At 66.2% G+C, this 13,570-nt stretch carries 12 protein-coding genes; 9 read left to right on the top strand and 3 right to left on the bottom strand.

Going from position 1 to position 13,570, the window contains the following annotated elements; genetic code table 11:
- Window positions 1-8 precede the first annotated feature (8 nt).
- A complete protein-coding gene (locus AOM45_RS13070; protein ID WP_030466867.1) occupies window positions 9-1,376 on the bottom strand; it encodes a helix-turn-helix domain-containing protein in 1,368 nt (455 codons plus the stop codon).
- A gap of 241 nt (window positions 1,377-1,617) precedes the next feature.
- On the opposite strand from AOM45_RS13070, the gene AOM45_RS53630 reads away from it, so the two are divergent.
- Window positions 1,618-2,370 carry a hypothetical protein gene (locus tag AOM45_RS53630; RefSeq protein WP_030466868.1) on the top strand — a complete coding sequence of 251 codons (753 nt, stop codon included), beginning with the start codon at window positions 1,618-1,620 and terminating at the stop codon, window positions 2,368-2,370.
- 254 nt (window positions 2,371-2,624) lie between these two features.
- Window positions 2,625-3,614, top strand: coding sequence for an acyl-CoA dehydrogenase family protein (locus tag AOM45_RS13060; RefSeq protein ID WP_169792636.1), 990 nt, complete (start codon window positions 2,625-2,627; stop codon window positions 3,612-3,614).
- Window positions 3,615-3,640: 26 nt separating this feature from the next.
- Here AOM45_RS13060 and AOM45_RS13055 read toward each other — a convergent pair whose 3' ends face one another.
- On the bottom strand, window positions 3,641-4,147 hold the full coding sequence (locus AOM45_RS13055; protein WP_236703429.1) for an NUDIX domain-containing protein: 507 nt from the start codon (window positions 4,145-4,147) through the stop codon (window positions 3,641-3,643).
- A 145-nt stretch (window positions 4,148-4,292) separates the two neighbouring features.
- On the opposite strand from AOM45_RS13055, the gene AOM45_RS13050 reads away from it, so the two are divergent.
- Window positions 4,293-5,237, top strand: a complete 945-nt coding sequence (locus tag AOM45_RS13050) for a DUF5753 domain-containing protein (protein WP_156093736.1) — start codon at window positions 4,293-4,295, stop codon at window positions 5,235-5,237.
- 7 nt (window positions 5,238-5,244) lie between these two features.
- On the opposite strand, the gene AOM45_RS13045 is transcribed toward AOM45_RS13050, so the two are convergent.
- Window positions 5,245-6,171: an aminoglycoside phosphotransferase gene (locus tag AOM45_RS13045; protein WP_236703427.1), complete on the bottom strand. Its 927-nt coding sequence runs from the start codon at window positions 6,169-6,171 to the stop codon at window positions 5,245-5,247.
- A 936-nt stretch (window positions 6,172-7,107) separates the two neighbouring features.
- On the opposite strand from AOM45_RS13045, the gene AOM45_RS13040 reads away from it, so the two are divergent.
- The 6 genes from AOM45_RS13040 to AOM45_RS13015 all read left to right on the top strand — a co-directional run bounded on the left by AOM45_RS13040 (window position 7,108) and on the right by AOM45_RS13015 (window position 13,547).
- Window positions 7,108-8,166 carry a hypothetical protein gene (locus AOM45_RS13040; protein ID WP_236703425.1) on the top strand — a complete coding sequence of 353 codons (1,059 nt, stop codon included), beginning with the start codon at window positions 7,108-7,110 and terminating at the stop codon, window positions 8,164-8,166.
- Window positions 8,163-8,450 carry a hypothetical protein gene (locus tag AOM45_RS13035; RefSeq protein WP_030466874.1) on the top strand — a complete coding sequence of 96 codons (288 nt, stop codon included), beginning with the start codon at window positions 8,163-8,165 and terminating at the stop codon, window positions 8,448-8,450. The genes AOM45_RS13040 and AOM45_RS13035 overlap by 4 nt, the downstream gene beginning before the upstream one ends.
- A 50-nt stretch (window positions 8,451-8,500) precedes the next feature.
- A complete protein-coding gene (locus AOM45_RS13030) occupies window positions 8,501-9,220 on the top strand; it encodes a hypothetical protein (protein ID WP_236703423.1) in 720 nt (239 codons plus the stop codon).
- A gap of 42 nt (window positions 9,221-9,262) precedes the next feature.
- Complete coding sequence (locus AOM45_RS13025) at window positions 9,263-10,549, top strand: hypothetical protein (RefSeq protein ID WP_030466875.1); 1,287 nt, start codon at window positions 9,263-9,265, stop codon at window positions 10,547-10,549.
- Entirely contained in the window at window positions 10,546-12,051 is a 1,506-nt protein-coding gene (locus AOM45_RS13020; RefSeq protein ID WP_030466876.1) for an SCO6880 family protein, read from the top strand. The genes AOM45_RS13025 and AOM45_RS13020 overlap by 4 nt, the downstream gene beginning before the upstream one ends.
- A 266-nt stretch (window positions 12,052-12,317) precedes the next feature.
- Complete coding sequence (locus tag AOM45_RS13015; RefSeq protein ID WP_236703419.1) at window positions 12,318-13,547, top strand: putative type IV secretion/conjugal transfer ATPase; 1,230 nt, start codon at window positions 12,318-12,320, stop codon at window positions 13,545-13,547.
- Window positions 13,548-13,570 lie beyond the last annotated feature (23 nt).

The raw sequence follows: 13,570 nt of genomic DNA, 5'->3' as shown, positions 1-13,570 counted from the left end.
TTGGGCGTCTACGCGACCGCGCCTGTACGGGCAGCGAAGGCCTCCAAGCCTGGCAGAGCGCGCGCTGTCGGATGTCGCAGCAGGCTGATGGTGATCTGCTGGATCGGCTTGCGGTATCGGACTTCGTCAGGGGAAGCCTGTTCGGCAGCCAGCAGCGCGCGGAGGGATTGCTCGGGTTTGTTCCACTCGTGGAAGGCGTGGGCGATGTCGGACCAGTAGCGAGCACGTCGTTCGGCCACCGGGATAGCGGCCGGGTTGATCCGCCTTGCGGCTTCGATCGCGGCGCCGTAGTCGCCGAGGGCTCTGGCGACGCTGATCCGGTACAAGCCAACGCCGGTGGGACCGAAGGCGGTGAACCGGTGATTGCCGTCTGAGCCGAGCCTGGCGGCCGCCTCGACTGCTTCTGCTGTCAGGGTGAGGGCGGTGTCGCGGTCACCGTCGACGGCTGCGGTGTAGGCAGCGGTCGACAGCAGAGATCCGTACACCGACAGGTGCTCTGGGCCGCGGTGCAGATCAGGCTGCAAGCTCTCGATGGAGTCGGAGATCAGGCTCTGTGCGGCGTCGGCGTGCCCGGTACGACGTAGCACGATCGCCCACGCGCGATGTGCTGTGGCTTGGGTGAGGATGTCGTCCGTGTCGTGGGCCGTTTGCACCGCGCGGTCTGCTGTGATCAGTGCGGACTGCGTGCGGTTGAGTTTGACCATGAGCTCGGATGCGAGCGTGTACAGGTCGGCCATCAGGCTGTTGGCGTCGGCGGGATTCTCTGCTTCCGCGCGGGTGGCCATCGCGGTCGACAAGACGGCGGGCAGCCTGGAGGCGGATTCGGTGTAGTGGCCGAGCTGGAACACCGAGCGCACTTCGGCTACTTGGCGCCGCAGTTCGGTGACCTCTACCGGGATGGCGCCCGTTGAGGGTGGAGCGAGCAGGGCGCGCTCAAGCGCGTCCACCGGGTCGTTCTTGGCCCAGGACGGAACTCCGGCACCGAGTGCCGCGGTGCCGGCCAGACTGGTCAGTCCCGCGAGCAGCGTGCGACGACGCATGGGATCGGTCTCCTCGTCCGGCGCCAGGATGACGTTGACCCTAGCGACGGGACGCGGCGCGTGCACGGACCGTGATCGTGTGTCGGTGAGACCGAGCAGGTGCGGCGGGATCTTCAGCGCCTTGGCCAGGCACCGCAGGACCTGAACGTCACGCAGTGGCTGCTTGCCACGCTCCATCCGCGACAGCGTGGAAATGGAGTAGCCGCACTTCTCCGCGAGATCGGCCAGCGTGAGCGGGGTGGCGCGACGGACGGCACGCACTATCGCGCCGAGATCACCGGAATCGACAGCGACTCGGACCTCCTGGGAGTCCCAGATCGCGCGAGTCGGATCCATCGCCTGCACTCCTCACTCAGAGCAGGGTGTTTCAGCGTATCCAAACGATCACGGTGCGTGCCAGCTGATTTGCACACCCTGCAAACGGCGCACCGGGTCCAGCAACTTCGCTGGTCAGAGAGGTGGCGTAGGTCGTGTTCTGGGTGCTGCCGCGGCAGCCCACCGTCCTGCCGCAGGAGGAGGGACGACGATGAGCACCCCAATAACGTCGGAGCCGAACTTCTCTGCCGTTGGTCGGGAGATGACTGTTTGTGAGCTCGACCGCGCAGGCCTGTTGCACGCGGACAGCAACGTCGTGATCAGCCGATACGCGATGTTCATTCCGGTTGATGAGCTGGGCACGCCGCGTCCGGTCGTGATCCGCTCTGGTGCGGTGATCGAGCCGTTCGCCGTGGTTCACGGCGGCACGACCATCGGCGAGCAGGCTCGCGTTGAGGAGCACACCGTCATCGGAAAGCCCGAACTCGGCTACGCCGTCGGGAAGATCCGTCCTGGTGTCGGTGGCGGCACAGTGATCGGCGCAGGAGGGACTGTTCGCTCGGGCGCGGTTGTCTATGCCGAGGTCGGAATCGGCGTGAACACACTGGTCGGGCACCACACGCTGCTCCGCACAGCGGTGCAGGTCGGCACGGAGACGCAACTCGGTCACCACCTCACCGTGGAACGCGAGACCCGCATCGGCCGCGACGTGCGCTGCTCACCTGGCTCGCACATCACCAGTTCGACCGTGCTAGCTGATCGCGTGTTCCTGGGCGCCGGCGTCCGCACGATCAACGACAGGACGCTGACCTGGCGTGATCCGGACCGTGAGCCCACACTCGCTGCACCGAGGTTTGACACCGGGGCCAAGGTCGGCAGCGGCTGCGTCGTGCTGGCAGGTGTGGTGATCGGTGAGTGCGCACTGGTCGGGGCCGGCTCCTTGGTCACTCGCGATGTCCCACCGGGAGTGCTGGCCTATGGCCGTCCGGCCCGCGTGCAGGGAGAGGTCCGGTGAAACCGGCCATGCCTGACGGTGCACCCGCAGCGACCGAGGCGATCAAGACCTGGCTGCAGCCGCTGCAGCCTGTCCTCGACCCCGGCGGCAGGATCGACTGGACCCGGCTCACGAGTGTCGCGGAGATGTTGGACCGAGCCCTGAGGCGCTATCTGGTGGGTCCGGACCTCCCTGCGGGCACGGAGAGGAGCGGCCGTCTGCGGATGATTCGGCAGGACCTCGCCCGCCACGTCGACACGACCGGGGAACCGGACGTGTTTCAGGTGCTGACGCAGTTCATGTGCGGCTACTGCGATATCGACCTGCGTGACACCACTGGACTCGGCCACGGCAGGCTCATCGCCCGCCACGGCAGTCCGCAGACCAAGCGCCGGTGGATCCCGCGGCTGCTGGCGGGCGACCTGGCCGGGATCGCGGTCACCGAGCCCCATGGTGGATCCCGTCCGGCGGAAACCAGGACCTGCGCCGTCGCCGGATCGGACGGAACGTGGACGGTAACTGGCCGGAAGACCTGGATCAGCCGCCTGACCGAAGCCGCGGTGTTCGTGCTGTTCTTCCGAGCCCCGGATGGCCAGCTCGTTGCCGCCGCAGTCGACGCGAGCGAACCGGGCATGGTCCGTCAGCCGATTCCGCCGACCGGGCTGGCCGGCTGGACGTGGGGCGTCCTGGACCTCGACGCGGTGAAGGTGCAGCCAGAGGAGGTTCTGCACGGGCAAGGGATGGGGCTGCTGCGCGAACACTTCGCCGAGTATCGACCGCTGGTCACCGCCACCGCGCTCGGAGGCGCGGCCGCAGTCTTTGACACAGTGACCGCCCGGCTTTCCGAGCGGAAAACCACCGGCGACGTGCACCGACTGCGTGACTCAGCGCTGATCACTCTCGGCCGCACGCACGTCCAGCTCGCGACCGCGCTATTGGGCGCCGTCATGGCGTCCCAGCTGGCTGAAGGCGGGCACGCTGACGCGGAACTGTGGGGTGCGGCGACGAAAGCTCATGGCATCGACACCGCCAACTCCGCCACCGCGGAACTCGCGCTGTTGCTTGGCGCGTCCGGGTTCCGCGCCGACTGCCAGACCGCCAAAACCCGCCGGGACCTGAGTGGACTGCTCTTCGCCGACGGCATCCACGACAGCCTCTACCGGACAGCGGGCAAGCAACACACGGCCACTAAGGACACCGCTGGTGGCATCACCGCTGTTCCGGCGCCACGGGACCAACTGAACTCGGTCGCGCTGACCGGCTAACCAGGGTGGTACGGCAGGAAACCGGGCTACGCGACGCGCTGTCCCTGTTCGCACAACGCGGTGGCGCCTTGCTCGGCAGCCTGCACGGCGACTGCCAGACGGTCAGCCAGCAGCGGCTTCACCTTGCTCCGGGCTTCGTCCAAGCTTCGGAAGCTCGCGGAGAGGATCTCGCCATCCGTGAACACCATGCCGACCAGATCGGTCTCGTCGAGCACACCGCCGTCGAAGACGAACACGACACCCTCAGGACGGGAGTCTTGTGGCCGCACGTAGTCCACCACGAGCAGTCGACCTAGCGGCCGTTCCCACCCCAACTCCTCAGCGAGCTCACGAGTCGCTGTCGCCCACGGCGACTCGTCCGCTTCCACTGCGCCACCGGGAATCTCCCAGTTCGGCTTGTAAGACGGCTCGAGCAACAGCACCCTGCCCGCCCTGTCGCGAAACAGCACTCCGGCGGCCATGCGCTTGCGGGCCAAGCCAGCCACGTACTGCTCCACAGGCAGCACCTTGTCCGCAGACTCCGATGTGGTCACCCGCGGCACCCTAGCCAGCTCGCCCCCTGCGCATTGAATCGGGGCGATCACCCGATCGTGGAAGCTTCGTCCATCAGAGCGTCTTTGCAGGTAAAGGCCCACAGATGTGGGAACTCCGCCAGATCGATGCGAGATTCGCGAGCTGGTGCGAACCGGCGCAGGCGAGGTTGGCTGTTGCTGTCTGGCAGGACAGACCTTCAGCTACAGCAAGGAAAAGGCGCGCGCGATGCCGAAACGATTTTCCACTGTACGAGGCCGTGAGCTCGGCAATGGGCTTCGAACGGCCATCGCACGTACAGACTTCAGCTCCTCACTTGCGCTCGCCGAGCGGCTCGACTGGGACCCGGCCAAGCTTTCGGGGCTGCTCAACGGCAAGGGTGGCACCAGTGCTGTCGAGCTGGGCCTGTTGCTGGGCATCTGCGGGGTGGAGCCCGCTGAATGTGACCACCTCCTGTCACTGCTTCCGGTGGCGCACGTCAAGAGCTGGTTGCAAGTGCACGGAACTTGTCCGCCGGTTCACCACCGCACCCTCTTGGAGAACATCGCTGCGGCCAAGACGTTGGTCAGCTGGCGAGGGCTTGCGTTGCCGGAAATGCTGCAGACACCTGCGTATATGCGTGCGGCGATGTCAGCTTCGCCCAACATTCCAGCGGACGAAGTGGAAGCGCGTGTCGGGGCGCGGCTGAAGATGCAGGAACAGCTACGCCGCAGCCAACTGACCTGCACGTTCTACCTCCACGAACTAGCACTGTCCCTGCCTGTTGGTGGACCTGACGTGCGCCGGGAGCAACTTCACCACCTGTTGCGCAGGGCGGTCCGTTCGAACATCGTCATCCGGATCATGCCGACGAAGATCGGGGCGCACGTCGGCATGGACATGCCGTTCACCCGCTTGACCTTCGCGAAGTACGAACCCGTTGTGTGCGTGGAGTGCGAGAACTCCACTGCGTTCATCGAGGACGAGGCCTCGCTAGATGGCTACGCAACGACCGTACGTGCGCTGAGCGAGTCCAGTTTGGATTCGGAGGAGTCGAGGGTCCTGATCGCTCGCCTCGGGGAGGCGCCGTGGCCACTCGAAGAGGCAGTCTGACGTCAGTTCAGAAGGTTTCGACGAGCTTCCTCAGTGGTGCGGCGAGGTCCGGGTGGTCGCCCTTGTCGATTCGGTGCAGCAGCCGGGCAGCGACGTAGAGCAGGGCGAGCTGTCCAGCGTCGGTGTGGAGCACGTGGGCGAAGGTGCTCCACACTCGATCAGCGGTCTCTGGCACGAGAAGGCTGTAGCAGAACAGTGTGGCCGCGTCTGTCCCAACTGGACCGCGGCCCCATGACTCCCAATCCAGCAAGCTGAAGTCTGGTCCCATCAGGTTCGCCCAGTGCAGGTCGCCGTGCACGGTTTCCCATTGGCGGACGACGGGGTTCAGCGAGTTCCCGATGTGCTGCTGGATCCTGCCGGTGACCAGAGCCTGATCGGCATTGATGCGGTCGGTAGGTGTCGCCGCGACCACCTGGATCGTTCTGCCGAGCTGCGTCCACCACTCATCGGGAAGGTCGATGGCATGGCTCAACGTATCGGTGGGGGAGCAGGGTGAACCTGGAGCCAAGGTCATCAACTCGGCACGCTGCTGCCGCCACTCCTCCCACTCGTAGACGTCGAGAACCCGCGGCTTGGACAGCGTGGCGAACACGTTGGCGGCGAAGTTGCCGGTCCAGAAGTCGCCGCCGGTCCACTGCTTGTCCTCGGACGCCACTCGAAGCCAGAGCTGCCGGTCAGCTGCTTGCACGCGTGCGCTGATCGACCTATCGGACCAGCCGAACCGAGCTTGTCCTACAACGGTGAGCCCGAAGTGGTCTGCTGCGTGGCTGAGGTTTTCGTGCATCCACTGCCGGAACTGCGCGTCGGCCTCGCTGAGGTCGATGTTCCGTGCTCGCAAGCTGCCGTCGAGCGCCGGCGGATGGTCAAGCTGTTTGGACACGGGATCCTCTCGCCTTGGTTGCGACTTCCTTCGTATCGCTTGGAAAGGCTCCAAGGGAGGGCTCGCAAGGTGGATTCCCCCAACGGGGTCTGCGTCGCGCGACTGGACGGGGAACCCGTTGAGGAGTCACCAACCACTAAACGTCACCCACAGTGCGTGCCGGCGCCAAGCGAACCGCCGTTCAAACCTGTATCTACAGTTGCTTCAGTGTTGACTAAATTCAATCCCGACTGGGTGTTGGCTCGTACGGCACCGTTACGGCACATGTCATCGCAGAGAGCTGAGTCACCGTGGCTAGTTGCGGTCTCCCTATAGCAAGGCGAAGCGGGGTACGACTTTTGCTCACTGGAAGAGTTGGGTTCTGAACCTTGCTCATTTTCCGGCGATTGGAACTGGTCGCGGAGCGGGTGGGTTCGAGTCATGTGCACGCTAATGCTCGGAATGGTTGACGCTTCGGTACTTCGGAATATCCTCGGGAATGAAGTGTCAATGAACCCCGCTGGGTGTGCGGCTTGGCTGGGTGAAGGAAATTCCGTTGGATGGAAGAAGGCGTGCCGGCTATAGGTGATGAGGCTGTTTCGGGCCCTGTGACCTGCAGTATCCCGTTGATGGTTGTGCGACCACGGTCCGCGCTGCCGATCTGCTGGGCGTCGTAGCTCGGGCGTTATTCGATTCAGGGTCGCGATGTCCAATGGAACCTGCGTGAAGGGGGGAATGGTGGTTGTTGTCGGTCGAGAGTTGTCGGCGTGTAACGCTTTGGGCGGCTCTGCGAGCACGCTACGTAATCCAGCGTCTGGTTGCGTCGGTGCCGAGTCATGGGCCGGTGCGGCACGGCAGAATCCACTGTCGGGTTTCGCGGGGTCGAAATCGTTCGCGGCAGGATCGTTTCGCCCACAGCGGTGTGCTCCGCCAGCAGGTACCGAAACCAACCCGGCCGCCAGCGGATCCTCGACACCGGCGAGTTCCATTGCGCCCCCAAGGAAATCGCCGATGCCACTCGTCGGGACGGCCTGCACGCCGAGCGAACCCGAGGGCGTCCAGGTCCTCGAGAGCGAGCTCGCGCTGGTCGCCCGGCGAGCGTGGCGGGGACTGCAGGCCGCCGATGTCGACGCGGCAGTCGATGCGGGCATGCTCGCGGCCGCCATCAAAGCCGCAGACGGCGTTCGTCGCCCTGCATTCGGCGAAGCGGCACACGCCGCGGCAGCCGATGTGGCAGCCGCTGCCGCCGTGATCCAACGTCAGGGCTTGCCGCCAGGTGCGGCTGCCCCGGTTGACTGGAACGGGTTTGGCTTGGTGATTCCGGTGTTGGCCGGATCGCCAGGCGCCGGCGCGTCGGTGTTCACCGCCTTGATGGCCGATGCGCTGCAGCTCGCACATCGGAACGTGCTTCTGATCGATCCGGCTGACCCGCCGCGGTCGGGATTGGCGATCGCCGCGCGCTCGGACGGCCCGTGGTTGACCAAGCCGCACCCACAAGTCCACATTCGCTTCTCGTGGCGCGCGCATGCGCTGGTGGCACGCCTGGAAACGGCTCTGCCGGTCATTGCTCCGGGCATGGTGCCGCCACCGCGGTTCTGGCTTCCGCAGGGCCCGCGCCCGGAGATCACCGTCGTCGACCTCGGTCACGATCCTTGGCGGGTGGCGGCGCACCCGCTGCTCGGCGCTGGGGCGTGGTTGCGTCGAGGCACTCCCGCGCCGTTGCCGGTGCTGGTGGTGCGACCGAGTCGTCCTTCGCTGTTGCACGCCGAGCAGGTGCTTGCTCGCCTCGAGCGTTGGGTGGTCACCGGCGTGGTCAGCCCGCCTGTCCAGCTGGTCGTGATGGGCGCCAAACGCTGGCCCGCGGGTGTCGCTGGAGCTGCGGGGCGTCGGGTGTGTGCGTTGCTCGAAAGCGCGGTGTTCGTGTCGCATGACCCCGAACTCGCCGCGTCGGGTGTTACCGGGGCGGTCACACCTCTTCGGTTGCGGCAGGCGATCACGCCGTTGCTCAGCCGATGGGGACTTCTCCCGCACGTCGTTCGCGGGTGGCATGGCACGAAGGGACGGCCATGATCACGTACATCACGGCGGTGTTGGCCGACATCCCGAACCCGACACCGGTCGCCCCGCCTGGCAGCGAGGTGATCGTCGAGGTTGTCGGCAATGCGAAGTGGGGCGCCGGCATGGCTCTGGTGCTGGGGTTCTTCGCCGGCCTGATCGTGTGGGCGGGCGGTCGCTGGGTGGATCACCACCGAGCTGGCCGGATCGGCCTGGTGATGATGTTGTGCGCCATCGCCGGTGGGCTGCTCTACGGGATCGGTTGGCAGATCATCGACCACTTCGCGAGCGTCAAGTGATGGCCGCGAAGCCGCCGGGCACAGGCCGCCGCGCACGAGCTGGGCTCAGGTTGGGCAGCATCGCCATTGTCGCAGTCGTGCTGCTGGGTGCCGTTGCGGCGGTCGTGGTCGCGCACCACGCCACGGACCCGCACAGCGCATCTACGAGCTCTCCGACATCGACTTCGGAGACCGTGACGAGAAATGGCACTGCGGCCCAGGACGAGAACGTGCTGGCGGCAGCACCCATGTTGCAGCTGCCTGCCCAGGCGGCGCAGCCGCAGGCCATGACGACAGGTTCTGCCGGACCCGCTATTGCTGTCGCAGCGCCGACGATCACCAACGGCCGTTGGATACCCGGCGGCTTTCCCGAGACGCCGGAAGGTGCGCTCGGACAGCTGAAGGCGCTCAACGAGACAGCGCTGGCCTCCGCCGACCCGCAGGTTTACGCCCTTGGTTATCGCGAGCTCTCCGAACCCGGTGCGCCGGACCCCGGCTCGACAGGGCTGACGTCATTGCTGCGTTCCATGCGGGCGCGTGCGCAACTGCCCGCGGCAGGCTCGGTCACTGGTCTGACCGCGAGCTACCTCGTCACCCATGGCCAGGTGAAAGGCGCGGTCACGGCCAGCCACTACGTGGTGGTGTGCGTGCTGGGGCAATTCTCGGTCGGGTTCAACGGCGAAGCCGTGGCGGCGGGAGTCGGCGACTGCCAGGCAATGCGCTGGTCCGGCACCGGGTGGCGCATCGCTGCCGGCGCGCTGGCAGCGGCGGCTCCCTGCGTGGCCCGGTAGCGCGGACATGGTGAAGGCCGGCTATCGGGAGCTGAGTTAGAGATGTGGCCCTTCGACGACATCGGCAACGCGCTCGGCGGACCGGTCCGGGACATGATCGTCACCGGGTTCGAGGCCGCGATGCTGGCTCTGTGGCGGGCATCCTTGTTCGTCCTGCAGGCGGCGTTCGGCCTGGCGGACAAGTTCTCGGTGTTCACGGTGGACACGCGTAGCGGACCGGTTTCGATCTTGTGGCCGATGATGCTGTGGATCAGCGGTGTCCTCGCGCTCGGTTTGTTCTTCTGGCAACTGACCGCCACGACGTTGCGGGGCGGCCGGGGTTTTCTACGGCTGGTGGGAGGACCCGTGCAGTACGGCGTTGCGCTCGCCTTGACCGTTGGAATCGTCGCGGCGTTCTTGGCCGGGGTCGACGGGCTCACCTCCGGGATCCTGAAGTACGGACTGCGGGCGGAGAACTTCACCGACGCACTCAACGCGACCGGGTTCCTCGACGCGGCCGGCGACGGAGTGAACGCCACCGTGCTCGGCATCGCAGCTTTGATCGGAGTGATCCCGGCCGGAATCGGCTACGTGCTGGAGATGCTGTTCCGCGAAGCGGCTGTTTACGTCATGGTCGCGACCGTGCCGGTCTCGGCGGCTGGGCTGCTGTCCGGCATCACCGCCTCGTGGTTCTGGCGGACGTGCCGGTGGCTGATGGTGTGCGTCGCGATGAAGGCCGTGCTGGCGATGACCCTGGTGCTGGGAATCGCGATCTCCGGTGGATCGCAGGGGCTGTCCGGACTGCTCGCGGGCGTTGGAGTGCTGATCATCTCGTTGTGCTGCCCGTTCGTCCTGTTCCGGCTATTCGCCTTCGTGGACCCCAACAGCGATGCCGGTGCTGCGTTCCGTGATGCCCTGTCCGGAGCAGGTGTCGACTCCTACGGCGAGAACAATCCGGCAGCTCTGGCAGCGTCCGGTGCACGCGGCGGAGGGGGCGGTGGCGGTTCCCAGGAAGACGCGAACACCGGCCGGTTCGACGAAGCCGCCGCTGAGTACGCCGAGCAGGAGATGGACGAGACTGGCGTCGGACAGTCGTCAAGCAGCCACTCTGCCTCGCAGAACTCTAACCAGGACAACAAGAGCGCCACGTCCGGTGACGACTCGAGCGGCGCCGGATCGGACGAGCCGAATCCCGACGATGACGACCACGAGTCCGTGCCACCTGCCGCCAATACCGGATCGGTCGTCTCGTCGAGCCCCAACACCGGCCCTTCGGGTCACTACGGAGCCGAAGGCGAAGGCGGCGGCGAAGCTGCTGCAGGAGCTGAGGAAGCGGCGGTGATCGTATGACCACGCCCCGAATCTACAGAGGACTCGACCGTCGCGAGCACGCCGGTTGGATCATGGGCCTGACCCCACTGCAGGCACTTGTCTGCATCGCGCTGGGGGCGCCGGTGTTGTGGGCGATCAGCGCTGGTCGGTTTGCAGACGCGGGGATTCTCTTGTTGGTCTGCGGAACGATCGCCGCGCTCGTGGTGGTTCCGGTGCGCGGCCGTCCCGCGATGCGTTGGCTGGCGCACCTTGTGCTCTTCGAGGTCGGCATCATCACCGGCTGGTCGCGCTGGCAGTCGAAGGCCGCCGCCGGTATGCCAGTCGACCCGAATGAGCCTGACCTGCCAGGTGCGCTTCAGCGCGTGAGCTTTCCGGACGGCCCGCAGTTTCGGGACGTCGGTCGTGTCTGTTTGATACACGACACTGTTGAGGGCCGGTGGGGTGCGGCCGCCAGGCTGACCCACTCCGGTGTCGGAATGTTGTCCGATGAGCAGTGTGAGCGGCTGGCAAATCGGCTTGGCACCCTGCTGCTGTCGCTGGGCCACCGCGATGTCGTAGATCGGTTGAGCCTGCTGGTCCGCACCGTGCCGGACGACGGAACTGAGTACGAGGTGTGGCGCGGCGATCATGAGATCCGCGACGCGCCTGCGTTGGCCCGTCAGGCCAACGCCGAGTTGGACCACATCATCGGCAACGTCTCGGTCAGGCACGAGCTGTTCGTCGTGGTGTCCGGCTCGGAGGACAAGCTCCGCAAGCCGGCCGCTGCTGCCGGCGGCGGTGTCGCCGGTCGCGCGCAGGCGCTCTATCGGGTACTGGACGGTCTGGAGGACCCGCTCAAGGCGCTCGGAGCTCGCACTGTCCAATGGCTGGACGGGCCGGGCATGGCCGAAGCCCTTCGTACCGGGTTCAACCCAGCCGCACGGGCGTTGCTGGCCGCGGCAAACGAACGTGGCACCCGCGGTCGGGGGTTGGAGAAGGCGGCGGCCGGGCCGACCGCCACACCTGTTCCATCCGCACGTTCCTACACCCACGACGGCTTCACCACCGTCGCCTACACCGCGTTGATGCCTGAAGCGGGCACCGTGTTCGGCAGCCTCGGTCCGTTGCTCGCTGTTCGTACGGCAGGGGAGCGGCGAACCTTGGCCATTCACTATGAGGTTCTTGATGCGCGCCGTGCGCAGCGGGCCGTTCGCGGCAACAGGTTTCGCACGAACGTGATGACAGATATCAAGCGGCGCAAGGGTTTCAACGCCTCCGCCATGGAGGAGCGCGATGCTCGCGGTGCCCTCGTGCAGGAGCGTGCTGTCGCTGCTGGTCACTCGGTTGTGCGGTTTGCCCTGGCGGCGTCAGTCACCGTGCCGAGCAGCTGGAACGTCGAGGACCACGCTGCGCGGTTGGAGAACGACGCGAGCGGTCGATTCCGGTTGCTCAGGTTGGAACTGGCGCAGGACTCCGCATTCGTCGCCGCCGTGCTCCCGGTCGGGATCGGGTTGCCGCGGCAGCGAGGAGGTCTGTTGTGAGCCGTAGACGTGCTGGTGAGCGCAGCGTGGCTCAGCTGCTCGGTACTTTCGGTGCGCTGCCGGATACGACACGTGCGCCACAGCAGCCGAGGACAGCCCGAGATCGGGTGAACCGGCCGATCGCACCGCGGCGAGGTCGGGCGCGCCCAGGTGAAGGTTGGTCGCCTGTCGAGGCGCCACTTGCGGTCTACCAGGCTGCCACCAGCGAAATCGGTGGCTTGTTCCCTCTGTTGGCCGCCGCGGGTGTGCCTGCGGTGGGGGCGCGGATGGGATACGACACGTTGTCGGGCGGTGCGTTCTACGTCCACCCCGTCGAATGGGTCCTACGTGGACTGTCGACCAACCCGAACCTCATCGTGTTCGGTGAACCCGGTCGCGGTAAGTCGAGCACGATCGCGGCGTTCCTGCTGCGGATGATGATGTTCGGGTTCCGCAGCTTGATCGCCGGAGACGTCAAGGGGGAGTACAGCCCGCTGGTCCGTGCAATGGGCAACACGCCGATCGCGCTCGGTCGAGGGAGCCCTGCTCGACTCAACGCGCTGGACCTTGGGCCATTGCGCAGCCGTTGGAACAGTTGGTCGGTTTCCCGTCAACGCGAAGAACTAGCCGGTGTTCTCGGCCGCTGGGTCAAGCTGTTAGTGGCGCTGGCCGATGCGCAGGGCTACGAGCCCACCGTGACCGACGAGGCTGTGCTTTCAGCGGTCCTGCGGGGACTGGTGGGTATCGGGGACGGCTACACCGAGCTGCGGCCGATCACCATCCCCGACGTGCAGCGGGTGCTGGCAGACCCGGACAACGTGCTGTGTGAGACCACCCGGTTCGCTGACCGCCGTCAGTTCCTCGACGCGCTCCGGCCGATGACTGACGCGCTGGGCAATCTCATCTCCGGCCCGCTGGCCGGCCTGTTCGATGAGGAAACCAACATCCGGCTCGACTGGGACGCGCCAGTGCAGTCGATGGACCTGTCGTTGTTGCGCTCCCGTGGCGACCAAGCGATCGCAGTCGCTCTGACCTGCCTCGGGTCGTGGTCGAGCATGGCGACGGATCTGCAGGCCGACGGCGACATCCGCATCGTGGTGCGCGACGAGATGTGGAGGCAGATGCGGCTCGGGCTGCGCGCCGTGCAGGCCGCCGACTCAGAACTGCGGCTGTCCCGTATCGAGAAGAGCATCCAGGTCCTGATCGCACACAAGCCGAGTGACCTTATGTCGGTCGGCGCGGCAGGCTCGCAGGAAGTTGCCATAGCCCGAGACCTTCTCGCCCTGTGCTCGAGTCGAGTGCTGCTAGGTCAGTCCACACGAGTCGCCGATGAGCTCGCCGAAGCCTTGGGGCTGTCGGAACGCGAGCAAGAGGTCATCACGGGTTGGGCGATGGATCGCCAGGGCCGCGCGCTGTGGAAGGTGGAGAACGCGCCCGGTTACAAGGTCCAGACCGTGTTGTCGGGCGCGGAGCGGCGGGTCTTCGACACAAACGCACAGCTGCGTCAGGCCGGGTAGGACACCGTGGCAGCGCCCCGAGC

This window comes from Lentzea aerocolonigenes, assembly GCF_000974445.1.
Lineage (GTDB): Bacteria > Actinomycetota > Actinomycetes > Mycobacteriales > Pseudonocardiaceae > Lentzea > Lentzea aerocolonigenes.
The sequence above is the reverse complement of the archived record's forward strand: the minus strand, read 5'-3'. Positions and strand labels throughout refer to the sequence as shown.